The 19171-nt window shown below is 41.0% G+C and carries 17 protein-coding genes; 14 read left to right on the forward strand and 3 right to left on the reverse strand.

The genetic code is table 11. From position 1 onward, the window contains the following. The first annotated feature begins 12 nt into the window (after positions 1–12). Genes HUS26_RS01425 through HUS26_RS01435 form a run of 3 tightly spaced genes read left to right on the forward strand, consistent with a single transcriptional unit; the run spans position 13 to position 4034 of the window. The gene (locus tag HUS26_RS01425; RefSeq protein WP_173915460.1) at positions 13–942 is read left to right on the forward strand and encodes a carbohydrate ABC transporter permease; all 930 of its coding nucleotides are present in this window, start codon (positions 13–15) and stop codon (positions 940–942) included. Then, a complete protein-coding gene (locus tag HUS26_RS01430; RefSeq protein ID WP_173915461.1) occupies positions 942–1763 on the forward strand; it encodes a carbohydrate ABC transporter permease in 822 nt (273 codons plus the stop codon). Before HUS26_RS01425 ends, HUS26_RS01430 begins: the two co-directional genes overlap by 1 nt. 39 nt (positions 1764–1802) lie before the next feature. Beyond that, complete coding sequence (locus HUS26_RS01435) at positions 1803–4034, forward strand: alpha-galactosidase (RefSeq protein ID WP_173915462.1); 2232 nt, start codon at positions 1803–1805, stop codon at positions 4032–4034. A gap of 35 nt (positions 4035–4069) precedes the next feature. Here HUS26_RS01435 and HUS26_RS01440 read toward each other — a convergent pair whose 3' ends face one another. Beyond that, on the reverse strand, positions 4070–5080 hold the full coding sequence (locus tag HUS26_RS01440; protein ID WP_173915463.1) for a LacI family DNA-binding transcriptional regulator: 1011 nt from the start codon (positions 5078–5080) through the stop codon (positions 4070–4072). Between the two features lie 291 nt (positions 5081–5371). Here HUS26_RS01440 and HUS26_RS01445 point away from each other — a divergent pair, with 291 nt between their 5' ends. The 4 genes from HUS26_RS01445 (at position 5372) to HUS26_RS01460 (ending at position 9678) form a co-directional block, all read left to right on the forward strand. After that, a complete protein-coding gene (locus tag HUS26_RS01445; RefSeq protein ID WP_173915464.1) occupies positions 5372–5719 on the forward strand; it encodes a VanZ family protein in 348 nt (115 codons plus the stop codon). A gap of 37 nt (positions 5720–5756) precedes the next feature. Then, positions 5757–6503, forward strand: a complete 747-nt coding sequence (locus tag HUS26_RS01450; protein ID WP_173915465.1) for an HTH domain-containing protein — start codon at positions 5757–5759, stop codon at positions 6501–6503. Between the two features lie 59 nt (positions 6504–6562). Beyond that, the gene (locus HUS26_RS01455; RefSeq protein ID WP_173915466.1) at positions 6563–7648 is read left to right on the forward strand and encodes a transcription antiterminator; all 1086 of its coding nucleotides are present in this window, start codon (positions 6563–6565) and stop codon (positions 7646–7648) included. 95 nt (positions 7649–7743) lie between these two features. Next, positions 7744–9678 (forward strand): PTS fructose transporter subunit IIABC, encoded by a 1935-nt coding sequence (locus HUS26_RS01460; protein ID WP_173915467.1) that lies wholly within the window; start codon positions 7744–7746, stop codon positions 9676–9678. Between the two features lie 52 nt (positions 9679–9730). On the opposite strand, the gene HUS26_RS01465 is transcribed toward HUS26_RS01460, so the two are convergent. Beyond that, positions 9731–10657, reverse strand: a complete 927-nt coding sequence (locus HUS26_RS01465; RefSeq protein ID WP_173915468.1) for a prenyltransferase — start codon at positions 10655–10657, stop codon at positions 9731–9733. A gap of 277 nt (positions 10658–10934) precedes the next feature. Between HUS26_RS01465 and kduD the strand changes: the two genes are divergently transcribed. The 5 genes from kduD (at position 10935) to dgoD (ending at position 15441) form a co-directional block, all read left to right on the forward strand. Continuing rightward, positions 10935–11693, forward strand: a complete 759-nt coding sequence (gene kduD, locus HUS26_RS01470) for a 2-dehydro-3-deoxy-D-gluconate 5-dehydrogenase KduD (RefSeq protein ID WP_173918708.1) — start codon at positions 10935–10937, stop codon at positions 11691–11693. Positions 11694–11761: 68 nt separating this feature from the next. Continuing rightward, a complete protein-coding gene (locus HUS26_RS01475; protein WP_173915469.1) occupies positions 11762–12529 on the forward strand; it encodes an IclR family transcriptional regulator in 768 nt (255 codons plus the stop codon). A 106-nt stretch (positions 12530–12635) separates the two neighbouring features. Continuing rightward, the gene (locus tag HUS26_RS01480) at positions 12636–13274 is read left to right on the forward strand and encodes a bifunctional 4-hydroxy-2-oxoglutarate aldolase/2-dehydro-3-deoxy-phosphogluconate aldolase (RefSeq protein ID WP_173915470.1); all 639 of its coding nucleotides are present in this window, start codon (positions 12636–12638) and stop codon (positions 13272–13274) included. Between the two features lie 4 nt (positions 13275–13278). Then, entirely contained in the window at positions 13279–14277 is a 999-nt protein-coding gene (locus HUS26_RS01485) for a 2-dehydro-3-deoxygalactonokinase (protein ID WP_173915471.1), read from the forward strand. A gap of 15 nt (positions 14278–14292) precedes the next feature. Beyond that, positions 14293–15441: a galactonate dehydratase gene (gene dgoD, locus HUS26_RS01490; protein ID WP_173915472.1), complete on the forward strand. Its 1149-nt coding sequence runs from the start codon at positions 14293–14295 to the stop codon at positions 15439–15441. A gap of 57 nt (positions 15442–15498) precedes the next feature. Here the strand turns inward: dgoD and HUS26_RS01495 are convergent, their stop codons facing one another. Continuing rightward, positions 15499–16893, reverse strand: a complete 1395-nt coding sequence (locus HUS26_RS01495) for a hypothetical protein (protein ID WP_173915473.1) — start codon at positions 16891–16893, stop codon at positions 15499–15501. 199 nt (positions 16894–17092) lie between these two features. Between HUS26_RS01495 and HUS26_RS01500 the strand changes: the two genes are divergently transcribed. Then, positions 17093–17923 carry a glycerophosphodiester phosphodiesterase gene (locus HUS26_RS01500; protein ID WP_173915474.1) on the forward strand — a complete coding sequence of 277 codons (831 nt, stop codon included), beginning with the start codon at positions 17093–17095 and terminating at the stop codon, positions 17921–17923. Positions 17924–18022: 99 nt separating this feature from the next. Beyond that, on the forward strand, positions 18023–19144 hold the full coding sequence (locus HUS26_RS01505; RefSeq protein ID WP_173915475.1) for a sugar diacid recognition domain-containing protein: 1122 nt from the start codon (positions 18023–18025) through the stop codon (positions 19142–19144). Positions 19145–19171: the final 27 nt, after the last annotated feature.

The following is a 19171-nucleotide window of genomic DNA, read 5'->3' on the forward strand; positions in this document are numbered from 1 at the left end:
ATGACACAGAGTATGAGCGAACTGGTTGGGAAGTTGAAAAGCAGATCAGGGGAAATTGGAGGGAAGAGACGAAAAATGAAAACGGAAAAATCATTATGGTGGATGTATCTGCCGGCTGTGTTGTTTGTAACCGTATTTATCGTCTACCCGTTCCTCGACGGGGTTCGGATCTCTTTTACCGATTGGAACGGTTTTTCTCAGACAATGAACTTTGTTGGGCTGGAGCAATATCAGAGGATGTTTTCAGATCCGACAACATGGACGGTGATCAGGAACACTCTTTTATATGGAATAGGAAGTACTATTCTGCAAAATGCGATTGGATTAGGTTATGCACTGTTATTGAACAATTCGATTAAATTTAGAACAGTGACCCGAACTATTGTTTATCTTCCTGTTATTATCAGTCCGTTAATCATGGGATATATTTTCTATCTGTTCTTTGCGTTTCAAAACGGGGCACTAAATGATGCGTTGATCTTCTTTGGTTTTGACCCAATCAATGCGCTTGGAAATGCAAATATTAATCCATACATTATTGTCCTTGTTAATACGTATCAGTTCGTTGGTATTGCAATGATCATTTATCTGGCAGGTCTTCAAGGGATCTCGAAAGACTTTTATGAAGCGGCCGATATCGACGGTGCGTCCTCTTTTCAGAAGTTTAAGAAGATTACGCTTCCGATGCTCGCGCCCTCCATCACGATCAACGTCGTCCTTAACATTATTGGCGGTTTGAAATTGTTTGATGTCATTGTAGCTTTAACTGGAGGAGGACCTGGTAACGCATCACAGTCCAGCTCTACCTTTATGTATGACTTGTATTTCAGCAGGCAGGATGCCGGGTATGCAGCAACACAAGGTGTACTCATTGCATTCATCATTCTTATCTTAAGCTTAGTCGCCCTATGGTACTTCAAACGGAAGGAGATTGAAGCATAATGAGCGGAACAAAGAAATCAATGTTGACAGCTCTGGCAGTTCTGGTGGCAGCCATCCATATCATTCCCTTTTATATCCTGATCACTACGGCATTAAAGACACGGGGAGATTTCAGTTCCCGCTGGTCACTTCCTGAATACTTCACTCTGGAGAATTTCGCAATTGCCTGGCAGGAAGCCAATCTTGGTCCGGCTTTTGTTAACTCGATCATTATTACGTTTTTCGCTGCTGTTTTACTTATTCTTTTTGGATCGATGGCAGCCTATCCTTTAGCACGTCGTGCGACTAAATTGAATAAAGCAGCAATGATGTTTTTTATTTCGATTATGGTTATCCCGCCGCTTACAGCACTAGTACCGCTTTATCAGCTGGTTGTTGATATGGGTATGCTGAACACGCGTACTGTTGCGGTATTAAATAATGTGGCTGCGTTTATTCCGCTGACAATTTTCCTGTATGCAGGATTCATACGCTCAACGATTCCAAAGGAACTTGAAGAAGCAGCAAAAATTGACGGTGCCAGTACAATAGGAATATTCTTCAGAGTTGTTTTCCCGCTGCTGAAGCCAGTAACAGCATCCGTTCTGATTATTGCATGTGTATTTATCTGGAACGATTATCAGTTTGCGATTTTCTTCTTGCAAAGCAGTGATGTTCAAACATTAACAGTTGCTATGGCCAGCTTCTTTGGAGAAAACCAGCATAATCTCGGCCTTGTAGCAGCCGCCGCGTTTATTGCGATGATTCCAATGGCCGTCTTGTTCTTATTCTTACAAAAATACTTTATTGCCGGTCTTTCATCAGGGGCAGTAAAAGGATAATATTCGCACCACTGAATTTGTTCTATGGAGGATTTAGACATGCCAATACATTTTAACGAAACAACGAAAGAATTTCATTTACAAAATGAAGGGCTCAGCTATATTTTTACAGTTATGAAGAATCAGCAGCTCGGACATTTATATTATGGAAAAGCGATCCGACATCGCGATTCCTTTCAGCACTTATTTAGAACGCAGTCACGTGCTGGTATGTCAAACGTCTTTGAAGGGGATTTAACATTTTCCCTGGATATCTTAAAACAAGAATATCCATCCTACGGGACGAGCGACTACCGAGAGCCTGCCTTTCAAGTTCTTCAGGAAGACGGGAGCCGGACGACTCAGTTTGAATATGTTTCACATGAAATTTTCCAAGGGAAGCCTGGATTAAACGGGCTTCCTGCCACTTATACTGAAGAAAATGACGAAGCTTCTACGCTTATCATAAAACTGAAGGATCCATTAATTGATGCAGAAATTGAGTTAATGTATACCGTTTATGAAAACCGCAGCGTCATCACAAGAAGTGCGAAATTTTTAAATAAGGGAAAGCAGAAGCTGGAGTTAATCCGAGCCCTAAGCGCCAGTATTGACTTATTTGACGCAGATTTTGAAATGGTTCAGCTTTCCGGATCCTGGTCGAGGGAACGGCATGTCAAAACGAGAGAGCTTGTACCTGGTATTCAAAGCATTACGAGTACGAGGGGAACGAGCAGCACCCAGCAAAATCCGTTTCTTGCGCTGAAGCGAAAAACAGCGGATGAGCATCGGGGAGAAGTCTACGGCTTTAATTTCGTTTACAGCGGAAATTTTCTAGCCCAGGTTGAAGTAGATCATTATGATGTAGCGAGAGTATCGATGGGAATTAATCCTTTTGACTTTAACTGGCTGCTTGCACCTGGTGAAGAGTTTCAGACACCTGAAGTTGTGATGGTCTATTCGGATGAGGGGCTAAACGGGATGAGTCAGGAATATCATAACCTCTACCGTGAACGCTTAGTGCGCGGTCCTTGGAGGGATGAAAAGCGGCCTGTCCTTATCAATAACTGGGAAGCCACCTACTTTGATTTTAATGAAGACAAGCTTCTGGATATTGCTAAAGAGTCAAAAGAACTTGGGATTGAGCTGTTTGTGTTAGACGACGGATGGTTTGGTAAACGGGATGATGATACAACATCACTCGGTGACTGGTTTGCGGATAAAGAGAAGCTGCCTGATGGCATAGAGGGCATCTCACGGAAAATAACCGAGCTTGGCATGAAATTCGGTTTATGGTTCGAACCGGAAATGGTTAATAAAGAAAGTGAGTTATACAAAGAGCATCCAGACTGGATTATTCATGTTAAGGGAAGGACTAATTCACATGGAAGAAACCAGTATGTGCTTGATTTTTCAAGAAAAGAAGTTGTCGACAATTTATACGAACAAATGGCTGATGTATTGGCGAATTCGCCTGTGTCTTATGTGAAATGGGATATGAACCGTTATATGACGGAAATCGGCTCCCTCGCTTTGCCTGCCGAACGGCAAAGTGAAGTGGCCCACCGCTATATTTTAGGAGTTTATGATTTGTATGAACGATTAACTTCTGAGTTTCCTGATGTCCTATTTGAGTCCTGCGCAAGCGGCGGTGCCCGGTTTGATCCGGGAATGCTTTCCTATGCGCCTCAGACGTGGACAAGCGATGATACCGATGCTGTAGAACGATTAAAAATTCAGTACGGAACATCGATGGCTTATCCATTGAGTACAATGGGGGCTCACGTATCAGATATACCGAACCACCAGGTGCATCGAAAAACAGGCCTTGAAATGAGGGGCCATGTTTCATTCTTTGGCATGTTTGGCTACGAGCTGGATATTACGAAGATGACACCCAAGGAAAAAGAGGAAGTGAAGCAGCAGGTTCATTTTTATAAGCAGAATCGTGAGCTGATTCAACACGGAACTTTCTACCGTTTGCTCAGCCCGTTTGATGAGGGAGGCAATTTTGTAGCATGGATGGTCGTTTCAAGTGATCAGAAGGAAGCCCTTGTCGGTTACTACAAGGTTCTTGCAGAGCCGAACCCAGGGTTTAAGCGGCTTATGTTAAAAGGACTGAATGAACATAAGGAATATAAGATTGAAGGTACTGATGGAAGTTACTACGGAGATGAGCTGATGAGAGCCGGCCTAATGCTCGAAAATGAGTTTTCAGGATCAACTCAGCCGCAGGGAGAAAAGCTTGGAGATTACCGTTCTTCCATTTATAAACTGACAGTATTAGATTAATCCAAAAAAGACTTGGCAGTTGAGCCAAGTCTTTTTTAATGGATTTTTACTGTGCTTTCTCTTTTAATTAATTCCGTGGGAACTACTACTTTTTTTGGAATGCTTCGTTTAGTATTCAACCGTTCAATCATTAACTCAACTGCCGTTTCACCCATGAACTCTGTATATACCTTTACAGTCGATAAAGAGGGCTGAAGGTAATTAGAAGCGGCGATATCGTTGAAGCCGACAAGGGAAACCTGTTCTGGTACGCGGACGTTATGCTGATGGAGAGCTTTTAATGCCCCAATCGCCATTGAATCACTTGCGATGACAAAAGCAGTTGGGAGTTTCGGCTGCTCTAAAGCTTTTTTCATTAATTTGTAGCCGTCTTCGGTAGTGAATTGTCCAATGAAGATAGATTCTTCATTTAAAATATTGCGGGAATTCAAATACTCTCGAAAGGCTTTTTCACGATAGTCCATTAATGTCTCTCCAGGGCGAATGTGGAGCACTCCTCCAATAAACCCGATCTCACGATGATTTAATTCCATTAGATGATTAAGAATATTGAGCATCGCTCTTTGAAAGTCAATAACGACAGAGTCATAGGCTGATTCGTCCGGAGAATAATCAACAAAAGTAATAAATTTAGTAAGTTTCTTAATTTCGTCTATTTCTTCTGGCGGGATTCGTCCAACCACGATCATTCCGTCTATTTGGTTCACAGATGATAAGTCGAGATGGTCATTTCTTCGGTACACTTTTATTAAGTCAATGTTTTTGGACATACACTCTTTTTCAATCCCTAAACGAATCGCTAAAAAGTAGGGATCATTAATTTCATCTTTTTCGGAATGAAATAAAGTTATACCCAGCCTGAATTTCTTTTTTTCTGTTTTAGCCGAACGTTCTTTTAACGTACGGTAATTTAGTTCCTCTGAGACTTTGAATATCCGTTCTTTGGTTTGGTCTGATACCGACAAAGTTGTATCGTGATTTAGCACCCTTGATACAGTGGCAATTGAAAAACCTGATTTCTCCGCTATGTCACGAATTGTGGCCATGGCTTACTCTCCTTCTATGGTAAAAGCGTTTAGTAAAAAAGTACAGTTTATTTATACTATATCACAGTTATCATGTTCTATTATTCCATTTGTTTTAGGTTGCTGGAATATGTGTATAATGCCTCCCTTTTACATCCATACTGATTCGTAAATCAATAGTTTAGTAGAAGGGAGAGGCAAAGTGTTGACAAGATTAGTTATTACGGTTTTGCCGGTTGTATATATGTTGCTTATCTGGTATCAGTCCAGTCATTCGATCAATGATATTAAAACGTTCCTGGGGCTGGTTCCATGACGGTTAATACTTTATTTGAAAGCATGCATTTCATTGAGTTTGCCATTTTGTACATTTTGCTCATATGGGCATTAAAAGTAAACAACAAGTTAACTGAACTATTCAGCTGTTTAGCAGCTGGATTTGCGATGCTGTATGGCCTCATTGATGAAATCCATCAATATTACGTGCCTGGCAGGTCATTTACCTTCAATGATCTAGTGAAGGACGGGGTGGGAGTGGCTGTAGTTTTTCTGGGTGTGCATGTTGGGTATTTTAAAAAGTTTAGGAAACTAAGGGGGAAGGAGCAGGCTGGGGATCCAGATCTAACTATGGCTCAAGTTGGTGAAATAAGGGGGGATTAGGTAAAATAGTCATAGATCCATTGAGAAGGTGTTTATTATGAATGAAAGACAATCCAAATTATTTCATCAAATGCTCATCCATAACAATGAAGTATTGCAGGTTCGAGACCTGGCAGATCAGCTTGAATGCTCAGAGAAAACTTTACGGAATGACTTGAAAGTGGTTGAAGATTATCTATACAAAAATTCACAGGCTTCGCTTGTTCGTAAGCCTGGTGTCGGCATCTCTCTGTATGTGGAAGAGGCTGAGAAAGCACGATTATACCAGGAGCTATTCCAGACGGAAAGAAAAGATGATCAGGAACGCTTAGTAGAGATTGCGTATAGAATGCTTTCTGAGGAAAAGCCCTTTACCCTTCAAGATCTGGCAGCTGCTTACTTTATAACCATTCCTCAAATAAAAAAAGATTTAGAAGTTCTCAATCGCTGGCTGGGAGACTTTAAGCTTGAGATTTGTTCTAAGCAGCGGCTGGGGAGTACAGTGATTGGTAGAGAATTAGCAAAGCGGAATGCTATTGCCCACTTACCTGAATTAGCATCAAATACAAGAAGTGATATCCTTCAGTTATTTCCTGAACATGAGGTAGATATAGTCAGACAGGGTTTAGAGAAACTTCAGGATCGCTTTTTGCTTGAATTTGCCCCCGGCGAACTAGAGAGTCTGATTATACATGCTCTGGTAATGATCAAACGAACGAGACAGAGATCCACCATATCTATAAAAACAACTGATCAGTGGACAACAGAAGAATTTAAGGCCGCTGGGTATTTTTTGGTTATTTAAAAGAAATTCTCCGTGTGACTTTGCCTGAAGAGGAGAAGATTTATTTCACGTGGCACTTAATGAGCCGTAGAAATTCTCAGCTCCTTCCTGAAAAAGATGAATCACTCAATGACATAATTAGTAAGCTGACGACACAGCTGCAGATTATGATCATGACAGATTTCAGCAGTGATCCAATTCTTATGGAAGGATTAAGAATTCACCTTAATTCAGCGATTCACAGGATACGCCATAAACTGGCGATTAGAAATCCGATGTTAAATGAAATCAAGAAGATGTATCCTTATATGTTTAGAATGGTAGGTCTTGCTCTTGAAGACGTGAGCCGTGAGTATGAACTTAAAATACCTGAAGATGAAGCAGCCTACTTAGTTCTGCATTTTCAAGCTGCGGTGGAACGCTTGCAAAAAAATAGAGAGGATCGTTTAAAGGCGATTATTGTATGTGAGCTAGGAGTAGGAATGTCTCATTTGCTTGAAGCAAAGCTTGAGCAACTGTACAAAGGTATAGAGGTTATCGGGTGTGTTGGAGAGCGTGAAGTCCATTCTACGCTTGAAACTCATTCTATTGACTTTGTGATCTCCACGAAAAATATTGAGAATCTTTCTGTTCCAGTTGTTGTAGTTTCGCCGCTGCTGGAAGCGAAAGATAAGAGGCAGCTTGACCAATTTCTAGAAAAGCTTAGAACAGTTGAACAAAATAATAATAATACTCAAATTTTCAGGTCGTTATTAGATGAGGATCTCACTGTACTCCGTTTAAAATCTGAACATCGATTTAAAGTGATTGAAACACTGGCCTGCAAGCTTGAAGAACGCGGGAGGGTATCTGAAAAATTCACCCACCGTTCTATTTTACGGGAGCGCTCTTCTTCTACGGCTATCGGCGGAGGCATTGCTATTCCGCATGCTCACCCAAATGAGGTAAAAGAATCGGCTATAGCCATAGCCGTTTTAGACAAGCCATTGGAGTGGGGGACGGAAAAAGTTTCGATTATCTTTTTGCTCGCGATCACAAATGAAGATCGTGCTTTACTGCGGCCGCTTATGAAGACGATTACGAAAATCAGTGAATCACCTAATGAAGTTGAGAAAATCTTGCATGCTGAAAACTTTGCACAAGTAAAACGGTTAATTCTTCAATAATTCATTTTTACCGCAGCTCCGGTAAAAATGAATTATTTTTTTATGAAGAAAATATCGTACAATGAAAGCAGTTACAAGAGAGGGAGGAAAATGTTGTGAAAGTACTAGCGGTTACAGCCTGTCCGGTAGGTATCGCTCATACGTATATGGCTGCAGAAAATTTGCAAAAAGCAGCTGATGAAATGGGCGTTGACATGAAAGTTGAAACACAAGGTTCCATTGGCGTGGAAAATGCGCTGACTGATAAAGACATTGCAGAGGCAGACGGGATTATTATTGCCAGTGATAAAGAAGTTTCAAAAGAAAGATTTGGAGGGAAGCCGCTGCTTGTCGTAGGTGTTCAAGAAGGCATACGCGAGCCTAAACGTCTAATACAGCGAATTATAGATAAAGATGTATCCGTTTATACAGGGAGTGCACCATCATCGGAGACAGTAAAGCAGCAAAAGAAAGAAAAGGAAAATCCGGTTTACCGCCACTTAATGAACGGTGTGTCATATATGATTCCATTTATCGTTGTTGGCGGTCTGCTGATTGCCATTTCGCTGGCACTCGGAGGAAATGATACACCAGGGGGAATCGTCATTCCGGAAGATTCCTTCTGGAAGCAAATCGAAGCTTTAGGGGCTGCTTCATTTAGTTTTATGGTTCCAATTTTAGCAGGATTTATTGCTTATAGTATTGCCGACCGGCCTGGTTTAGCACCGGGGATAATCGGCGGATACATTGCCGCGGACGGAAGCTTTTATGGAAGTGAAGCTGGAGCTGGATTTATTGGCGGCATAATTGCTGGTTTTCTAGCAGGATATGTCGTGCTTGCAATTAAGAAAATAAAAGTGCCAAAAGTCGTACAGCCTGTTATGCCAATTATTTTTATCCCGATTATTGGAACTTTAATTGTAGGCTTATTATTTATTTTTGTTATTGGGGCCCCAGTAGCGGGAATTTTTGAAGGATTAACAGCGTGGTTAGAAGGAATGCAAGGATCGAGCGCCGTACTGCTGGCGGTTATTTTAGGATCGATGATTGCTATAGACATGGGGGGGCCATTTAATAAGGTAGCTTTCTTATTTGGAGCTGCTATGATTGCGGAAGGAAACTATGAAATTATGGGAGCTATAGCCGTAGCGATCTGTATTCCACCGCTTGGAATGGGACTTGCAACTTTTATAAATAAGAAAAAATATCAGCAGGCTGAGCGTGAAACAGGAAAAGCTTCCTTCACGATGGGACTGTTTGGAATTACAGAAGGAGCCATTCCATTTGCCGCACAGGACCCGCTTCGTGTAATTCCGAGCATCGTCGCAGGTTCGGCCGTTGGATCTGTAATCGCTATGCTGAGCAGTGTTGGTGACCGCGTTGCTCACGGCGGGCCGATCGTTGCTGTACTGGGCGCGGTAGATAATGTGCTGATGTTTTTTGTAGCTGCAGCTATCGGCATGGTAGTTACTGCTTTTATGGTGAACTTTTTGAAAAAGGAAGCACCAGCTGGGCCTGCAAGGGAAGAAGTAATGGAAACCAAGAAACCTGCCGGGCAAACAGAACCAGTTAGTAAAGAAGCGCCTCAGGAAATAACAAAGCTTACGGACATTACCACTCCTGAATTAATCGACACGAACATTGCAGGAACTACACGTGATGAAGTTATTGAGGAGCTAATACAAACATTAGAGCAAAATGGAGTTCTTAATTCCCAGAGCCTTTTTAAAGAAGCTATTCTTAATCGAGAAAAAGAAGGTACTACAGGACTTGGAATGAATATCGCGATTCCACATGGGAAATCGGAAGCTGTGAAGCAGCCGGCTGTAGTCTTCGGGCGAAAACCAGAAGGAGTCGATTGGAAAAGCGTTGATGGGACAAGTGCCAAGCTGATCTTTATGATAGCCGTTCCTAAAGAACGCGAAGGCGAAGACCATTTGAAAATTTTGCAAATGCTTTCACGTAAACTCATGGATGAAGAATTTAGAAATGAGCTTCTGAAGGCGGATACTAGAGAAGATGCGTATAGCCTTTTGAAGGAAGTAAAATAAATAGTGAAACATAAAAAAGCAAAGCACAGACCGTGTTTTGCTTTTTTTATATTCAAATAAAGATTCCGAGCCAGAAGGCGTTAACAATAGCCAACATTAAAATGATCTTTTCATAAATTGAAACTTGTTCATTATTGGTGACGTCCATTTTAATAATTAAAAAGATCGGACCTGTCACTAATGCTATCAATCCAATACCTGCCCATATCCGCTCGATACCGAGCCAAATCACACAGAGTCCTGTCATCCCAAAATACAGCAAGGCAGGCAGCCGGCTGCAGGCAAGCCCGAACTTATCGACAGACCAGACAACGCTAGTCTTTTTTTGAGGGACAGCTTGTTTATCAGCTTCGCGATCAGGGATATGATGGACCATTACCCAGGCAATACAAAACAGCGCATTGATCACCGCATTCTGCCAGGCCCATTCAGGGATTTCATTTAAAGAAAGCCACGCTCCCGCTAATCCTAGGAAAAGGACAGAAGGAAACGCCGAAAGCCACTCCCCTATAAATGGCCGATAGCTTAATTGCAGCGGGGGAAGTGAATACGAAATAGCTCCCCATAAGCCGATCCCAAGTAAAATCGCCAGCTTATCATAACCAAACAAAAGAAGGGCTATGTCTGTGAGCAACAGGCTTATAATCAGACCTTTTCCTAAAAGCCACATCGTTTCTGCAGTGATTAATCCATTCTGAATTACACGGCTTCCGCCGGAGAGAAGGGCTGGACTATGCTCATCTGTTCCAGAGAGGTGGTCGACATAGTCGTTGAGCAAATGAGTTAAAACCCCGTGAATTAAAAAGGAAGCGAATATGAGGAGGAGAAACAATCCTATTAAGTAACTGGCAGAAAGAGAGTAATAGAGAAGCAAAGGAAGAATGGTAGATACGATTGTAGCTCCACTCGAGGAAACAACAGCAATGGAGCGAAGCAGAAGCCATCCGCTTTTAATAGCTGTGAAAGCCTGGTTTGTCATATGTAATCTCCTTTCTAAAATAGAAAGTTATTTATGGACTTTTTAATACCCTACCCGATTTATGGAACTTTAAGTATTGATCGTTAAATTGAGTTCTCAGAAAAGGTAGATGAGAAATGCAGCTGATTTAAATTCTATTCTTATTAAACATCTTCTCCAAATAGGAGGGAATCACTTAGATAACTTGTGAGGTAGGGCAGCGTCAATAGTTAGAGATAGCGTTTCCAAAACAGTTATTTATTGGTATTATATAGTTTTAATCATCTAAGTAGGAGTGATATTTATTAATTATTTTAATCTTTGTGGCAAAACAGCCGTTGTAACTGGAGGTAATCGTGGATTAGGAGGTGCAATGGCATATGGATTGGCAGAAGCGGGGGCAGATGTTGCTATCGTTCAGCAGTCAGCAAAAGAGACGGAAGTGGTCCAAAACATTAGAGATTTAGGCAGGAAGTGCGAAGTATTTACGTTCGACTTATCTGAGACCCGCCGTTTACCTGAATTAGTGGACTCCATTATCGAAAGTTTTGGGAAAATCGATGTTCTGGTGAATAATGCTGGAGTTCAGCGCCGCTCACCAGCAGTTGAATTTTCCGAAGAGGACTGGGATTTCGTCATACAGGTTAATCAAAAAGCCGTCTTTGTCCTTTGTCAGCTTGTTGGAAAAAAGATGATTGAACAGGGAAGTGGAAAAATTATTAACCTCGCATCTCTTCTGTCTTTTCAAGGTGGATACACTGTACCGGCCTATGCAGCCGCTAAAGGGGCAGTAGCTCAATTTACTAAGTCTCTCGCAAATGAGTGGGCTTCAAAAAATGTGAATGTAAATGCTATAGCACCAGGTTACATGGCTACAGAAATGAATACCGCCTTAATGGGTGATGAAGCTCGCAGCAGGCAGATTATTGAAAGAATTCCTGCGGGACGCTGGGGGACTCCGGAAGATATGATTGGAGCCGCTGTTTTTCTGGCATCCAGAGCATCTGAAAACATACATGGGGAAATTATTACTGTCGACGGAGGATGGATGGGCTGATAGCGGTATCATGAGGCGTATCTCCTTAATTCAATAGAGTATTCCAAAAAAGCCGGAGGTCTAAAAGTATGGCAAAGAAACAATCAACAACTGTACAATCTGTTGATAGAGCATTAAATATATTAGAGATTTTAAAGGAACAGCCAAAAGGGTTAGGTGTAACCGAGTTATCCTATCGGCTGGAAGTATCCAAAAGTACCGTGCACCGGCTGCTCAGTTCCTTATTGAAACAGGGATTTGTAAAACAGGATGATGAAAATGAACGATATTTATTAGGTCTTCGTTTAATAGAATTTGGAGAAACTGTCTCCACTCATCTTGATATTCGGAAAGTAGCAGCTCCTTATCTAAATAAACTGGCGGAAAATACAGGTGAAACAGTCCACCTTGTTCAAATGGACCATGGGGAAATTGTTTATATTGATAAAACAGAGTCAGATGCAACAATACGGATGTTTTCTAAAATCGGAAAGCGTGCACCTATGCATTGTACAGGGGTAGGAAAAGCAATATTAGCTTTTCTCTCAGAAGGGGAAATCCATCGAATACTTGATGAAAAGCCTCTGAAAAAGTTCACAAAAAACACCATCACAGATAAACAAGAAATGAAAAAACACTTAGAGGAAATTAGACAGCGAGGTGTTTCTTTTGATCTGGAAGAACATGAAGAAGGAATTAGATGTTCGGCTTCTCCTATTTTTAATTCAAAGGGAGAAGTAGTTGGAGGAATCAGTGTAGCGGGCCCGCTTATGAGAGTAAATGATGAAAAACTGGAAGAATTAGCTGATAAAGTTTTAAGAGTTTCTAAAGAGATTTCAAGAGAACTAGGATCTTAAATTGACAGCGTTTTCTTAATTGCGTATAATTTCAAATAAATTACAAGGGACTTTGTTTTTATCAGCTTTGGAACAGTGTTCCTTAATAAGGAACAGGAGCGAAAAAATGAAAACGCTAGATCAAATAAATAAAGAAAAAATTGTTGCTATTGTCCGTTTAGACAGCAGTGAACACGTAGACAAACTCGTTGAGAGTCTATACGAAGGCGGGATACGTGTTCTTGAAGTAACAATGAATACGCCCGGCGTCCTAGAAATCATTCAGTCGATTAAAGAGAGATACTCCGATTTATTAGTTGGAGCAGGGACTGTGCTTGGCGGGGAAAGTGCTCGCGCTGCGATTTCAGCAGGAGCCGACTTTTTACTGGCACCTACCTTAAGTGAAGAAACGATTGAAACAGGCATCCGTTATGGAGTGCCAGTTATTCCGGGAGTTTATACACCAACTGAAGCTTTAAAAGCTTATGAGTATGGGGCCCAGACAGTTAAAGTATTCCCAGTGCGTTCTGTAGGAGAAAGTTTTGCTAAGGATTTAAAAGGACCGCTTCCTTTTATAAAAGTAATGGCGGTGGGAGGGGTCTCTCTCGGTAATGTCGAAGGCTACCTTGAAAAAGGCTGGCACTCGGCAGGAATCGGAAGCGCGATCGTAAACCCTGAATTAATAAAGAATGGAAATTATGAAGAGATTACAGCCCGTGCTAAAAAGTTTATTCAAATTAGAGACAGTGTAAACGAAAAGAGGTGACAGGATGATCATCTTAATCGATTCGGGTACAACAAACTCTCGAATCCGTTTAGTAGAGGAGAAACAAGTAAACGTAATTGATGTTATTAAATTAGAGGCAGGCGTTAGAAACTCTGCAATCGAAGGAAGTAATGAAAAATTAAAGAATGAGGTATCCAAAGGGTTAAAAGAATTACTGGATAAACATTCTCTATCTCCAGAGGATATTCAATACATAGTGGCAGCCGGTATGATTACTTCAAATCTAGGACTATATGAAGTTCCGCATATTGAAGCTCCTGCCCGATTGGAAGGTTTCTTAGGTTCAGTTGAGCAAGTAAATGCGGAAGAGTTTTTCCAAATCCCTTGCCTGTATGTGCCGGGAATGAAGAACAAGGTGAGTGGTTTACTCAAAGAAGATTTAACTGTCATCAATCAGTTTGACATTATGAGAGGAGAAGAAGTGGAGACCTTTGGTTTGCTCCAGCAAGTAAATCCAATAGGAAAAGGATTAATGCTTCTGCCTGGTTCTCATACTAAGTTTGTTCTAGTTGATGAAAATGGAGAGCTTCTAAGCTGCTGCTCTACCCTGGGGGGAGAGATGCTAAAGGCGGTTAGAGACCAGACAATAATTTCGGATTCCTTGAGTTCCAAGCTGGTTGATAAAGTACTGCCTGAGTATTTAATTAAAGGGTATGAAGCGGCAATACAAGAAGGAATGACCAGGAGCTTATTTCATATCCGCTTGCTTCAGCTTTTCTCTGAATTAAGTGAAAACGAAAGAGCGAATTACTATGCAGGAATTATTCTGTCTTCCGATATGGAAGCTCTTGATGAGATGCTTGAGAAAGAAGAGGTGGAATGGATCATAGTCGGAGGGTCTAATCCGTTAAGAAGCGTATTCTTAAAATTACTATCTTATCTAAATCTTAAGGCAGAAATTATCGAGGCAAGCGAGGAACAGGTGGAAATGGCTTCTGTCTATGGTGCTGCAAAAATCGGCAAAGCCTATTTTTCGAATTAAAAGGAGTCGTCGAATATGAAAATCCTAAGTTATGAACTTTTTCAAGTACCGCCAAGGTGGCTGTTTTTAAAAATAGAAACGAGTGAAGGGATCACCGGCTGGGGAGAGCCTGTTATTGAAGGGAGAGCTCATACCGTGAAAGCAGCGGTGGAAGAGCTAATGGAAGGGCTGATCTCGCAGGATCCTCTTCGCATAGAAGATCACTGGAATATGATGTACCGCGCCGGGTTTTACCGTGGAGGGCCGATTTTAATGAGTGCTCTAGCCGGAATTGACCAAGCCTTATGGGATATAAAAGGTAAATACTATAATGCCCCAATCTATCAGCTATTAGGCGGCGCATGCAGAGATTCCATTAAAGTCTATTCATGGATTGGCGGGGATCGTCCATCTGAAGTAGGGAAAGCTGCTAAAGCAGCGGTAGATACTGGATTTACAGCCGTTAAAATGAACGGAACCGAAGAGCTTCAGTATATTGACAGCTACAGTAAAATCGATCAGGCCGTTGAGCGGGTAGCAAGTGTAAGAGAAAGTGTGGGGCCTGATGTCGGGATTGGCATCGACTTTCACGGCAGAGTACATAAGCCAATGGCCAAATTTCTAGCAAAAGAACTTGAGCCTTACCGCCCGATGTTTATTGAAGAACCTGTGTTATCTGAGAACCTAGAAGCATTAAGAGACATTGCTGCACACACGCATATCCCAATTGCTACAGGTGAGCGCATGTATTCAAGGTGGGATTTCAAATCAATTTTAGCGGAAGGTTATGTAGACATCATTCAGCCCGACTTATCTCATGCCGGCGGAATTACAGAGACGAAAAAAATTGCTTCTATGGCTGAAGCCTATGATGTCGCGCTGGCTCCTCACTGTCCGTTGGGTCCAATTGCGCTGGCCTCCTGCCTGCATGTAGATGCCACCGCCTATAACGCGTTCATTCAGGAACAGAGTTTAGGCATCCATTATAATAAAGAAAATGATCTGCTTGATTACGTAAAAGACAGAAGCGTATTCGATTATAAAGACGGCCATGTGAAATTCCCGAGCGGACCGGGGCTGGGAATTGAAATCGATGAAGATTATGTACGCAAACGTGCCAAAGAAGGCCATAACTGGAGAAATCCGGTATGGCGGCATAAAGATAAAAGTATTGCGGAATGGTAGAACGGGTACCTGATACCAGAAAAAAAGCGCTGATCCCAGGATCAGCGCTTTTTCTATTTATGATTCTTTCATCATGCGGATGTACATTTGTTTGTACGCTTGTTGTTCTTCTTTATTTCCTATTTCTCCATAGAGCTTAGCGAGCCACTGAACAGGCTGCGGGTCTTCATTTCGGAGTTCCATTTCCCAGCTCATACAGTCAATGGCTTTCTGAGGCTGATGGAAATAGTGATAGAGCTGGCCTAGCTTCCCTTGCTGGTTAGGATCTTCAATCATTACACACATCTCATTCACCTTTTGGATTAACGGCTGAGTAAAGGAACGATGTTCAAATGTCTTCAGCCATTCACTAACATAGGAAGGTTTATTATTTTTCAGTAAAGAGACAACGCCTTCATGAAGAATTTTCTGTGAAACTCGTTCATTTGCAAAGTCAAGGATCAGCAAGAATAAGTCTCTTAAATGGTCCGGATCTGAGGAGTGGCTGCTAAAATTGTGCTGTTCAATCAGACTCCCTAAATATTCCTGTTTTAATGGGGTAACCGTAAGGTTGTGTTTGTGAATTAATGTTAAAGCCTTATCAACCTTCTCGTTTTCCATATATAAATCGAGTAAATTATATAGAAACGAATCTGCAGCAAGGCCTCGCTTATACAAGTCTTCATATAGCTCAAGGTACTCAAGATCGATATCATAGCTGTCTAACGCAGCCAGTAAAGATTGGTATACTTCATCCGATTTTGTTTGAATCACTCTTTTTAAATAGAGGGCTATGACATCTATTCTGCGATCCTGCTTTTCATATAAGTAAAGAAGCTTTTGAAAAGATTTTTTGGACGGTCTGATGCTTGTTAAATATTTCTCTGCGTAAATAGGATCTTTATCGATCAAAGAAGCATCATTATTTTTATAAAGAGTTTCATAACTCGCAATTTGCAAGTCGCCTGAAAACGTCTGAATCAGACTGTGATTCGGAGAGAAGTCTTTGAGCAGCTGGAGAAGCTGATGACAAGAAAATAGTTTTCCGTCTCGCCGCTGGATATAATAGAGTTCTTTTATATAGTCAATAATTTTTTCCTTTTTAATAAAGGATTCAAAATAAGTGGAAATGAGAGCCGCTTCCTGGAGAGGGTATTGCTTTTTAAGTTTCTTAAACAGGTTATCAATGCTTAGCTTTTCGAGGTGAGGGTAATTTGAAAGAATGGTTTTGACTAAAGGGTGAGGGTTATTAAGAATCAGACCTTTTTTCATAACTTTTCCAACAAAAGAGTGAGTTTTCGGTTTTCTGGTTCTGACATAAGTTAAATACTGGTCTTTATGAAAGAAGATAAAATATTTCTGATCTCCTTGGTATGCTTCGACTACTTTGCACTGTTGGTATATAGCCATACGATTAATGGTCAATTCCCGGGTAAGACGGTTATTTTTAACGGTTAAGGTTGAAGATGACATTGCTTGTCCTCCTTCTATTCTACTTAAGCGTAACACTAAAAAGCGCAGAAGTCATTAAAGTAATGATTAATATTACATTTGGTATTATTTAACTATTGAGATGTTAATTACCAAAATGTAACATAAATTTACCTGCTATTTATATCCAGTTCATATTCCTTCTCTAGTATAGCAGGTAAATACGAAAGGAGAGGAAGCTATGAATAGGTACATCTTTATCTTTTTAGTTGGTTTAATGTTTTTCGGAGTGGCTGCAGCACCTTTAAGTACAGCGCATGCTGACGAAGTGAAGAACAAAGACCGTAAACAAACGTTGAACATCGCTCACAGGGGAGCTTCTGGTTATGCCCCAGAGAACACGATCGCAGCTTTTGATAAAGCGGTTGAAATGAAGGCTGACATGTTTGAAGTTGATGTGCAAATGAGTAAAGATGGAGAACTGGTTCTCATCCACGACACGACATTGGATCGTACGACAGATGGATCAGGAAATGTTGGAGACTTTACATATGAAGAGCTCCAGAAATTAGATGCCGGAAGCTGGTTTGGTGAAGAATTTGCTGGAGAAAAAATTCCTACCCTTGGGGAGGTGCTCGATAAATATAGAGGGAAAATAGGGATATTGATTGAGCTGAAGTCCCCGGCCCTATACCCGGGAATTGAAGAAAAAGTAGCTGAAGAATTAAAGGCTCGAAACCTCGATAAACCTGAGAATGATAAAATTATTGTCCAATCTTTTAACCATGAATCTGTTCAAAAAGTTCATGAACTTCTACCGTCTATGCCGCTTGGCGTGCTGCTCGGAAATACAGAAGTAACGGATGAACAGCTGAGTGAGTTTGCTTCTTATGCTGAATATTTTAATCCAAATAAAGCAATGATCACCAAAGAGTTTGTTGATCGTCTGCATTCTTTTGATCTGCAGACCCAGCCGTATACAGTCAGAGATCAAGCATCTGCTGATTATCTGCTGAAAGCAGGTGTTGATGGAATTATTACAGACTTTCCTGACTATGTAGATCCAAGATAACGATTTAAGGCGAGTAAAGGAGTATTCCTTGCTCGCCTTTTTATATACCCTTTCGGTGATATAATGATGGTAAACTGTCGCATTAAAAGGATGATTTCATTGAAGCTGCTCCCGGAACTCGCCAATAAGATAATCCAGGAAGTCCAAATCATTTTAAAAGAACACGTCATTGTCCTCGATGAAAATGCGTTTATTATCGCTTCTACAGAACCTGATCGCGTCGGCAGCTTTCACGAAGTGGCTCACCGCGTATTGCAGACAAAAGAAAAACAATATATTACTGAAGAAGAGACTCAGTATTTTTTAAGTGTTAAAGCAGGAATTAACCTTCCTATCTTTTTTGAAAGTGAAGTTATTGGCGTGATTGGTATTACAGGTGACCCTGAGAGTGTGGAGCCTTACGCGGATCTGTTAAGGAAGATGACTGAACTGATGGTCAGGGAAAAGTATCATATCGAACAAAAGGCTGCTGAATCGAGGGGGCTTGAATCTTACTTTTACGAATGGATATATGCAGACGAAATGGATGAGGATTTTATTCAGCGGGGCGAGTTGTTAGGAATCTCTGTCGGTACACCTTATCTTTGCGTTCTCTTTTACGTGAAAACAAACAAGACTCGTATTCAAGCTAATATGGAAGATGCTTATCGGCAATTAGTTACGAAAAGTCCTGAAGATGTGTTTATTCCTTGGGGAGAAGGCCAGTTTCTTCTATTAAAAAGAGTAGATGGTGAAAAAGACAGGCAGATATTAAAGACTGAAATGAAGCAATGGCAGGAGGCCTTTCATCGGAAATATGACCTTACCCTGGCGATCGGTGTGAGTAATTTTGCAGCACGAAAGTATTTAAAACCTACTTATATTGAAGCTGAAAAAGCATTAAAAGTATCTAAAACAAGAAGGCAAATGGTTCAGTATGAAGAATTAATGCTTGATATTATTTTAGAAGAAGTGAGTGAATCAGCCAAAGAGGAATTCTTGGGCAGAGTATTACGGGATGTTCAGGATAGAACAGAACTATTAGAAACATTAACGTCCTACTTTTCTCAAAATCAATCGCTTGTTAAGACAGCACAAGAGCTGAATATACACGTAAATACGCTCCATTATCGCCTGAACCAATTAAAGAATACTACTGGAATAGATCCGAGAGATGCTGAAGGGATTACCTTATTTTATTTAGCCCTTTGCTTTATGGGGATCTACTCCCATCGTACATAAAAAAGGAGCCCTCGCTTAAATAAGCTG

This window comes from Halobacillus sp. Marseille-Q1614 (genome assembly GCF_902809865.1).
Taxonomy (GTDB): domain Bacteria; phylum Bacillota; class Bacilli; order Bacillales; family Halobacillaceae; genus Halobacillus_A.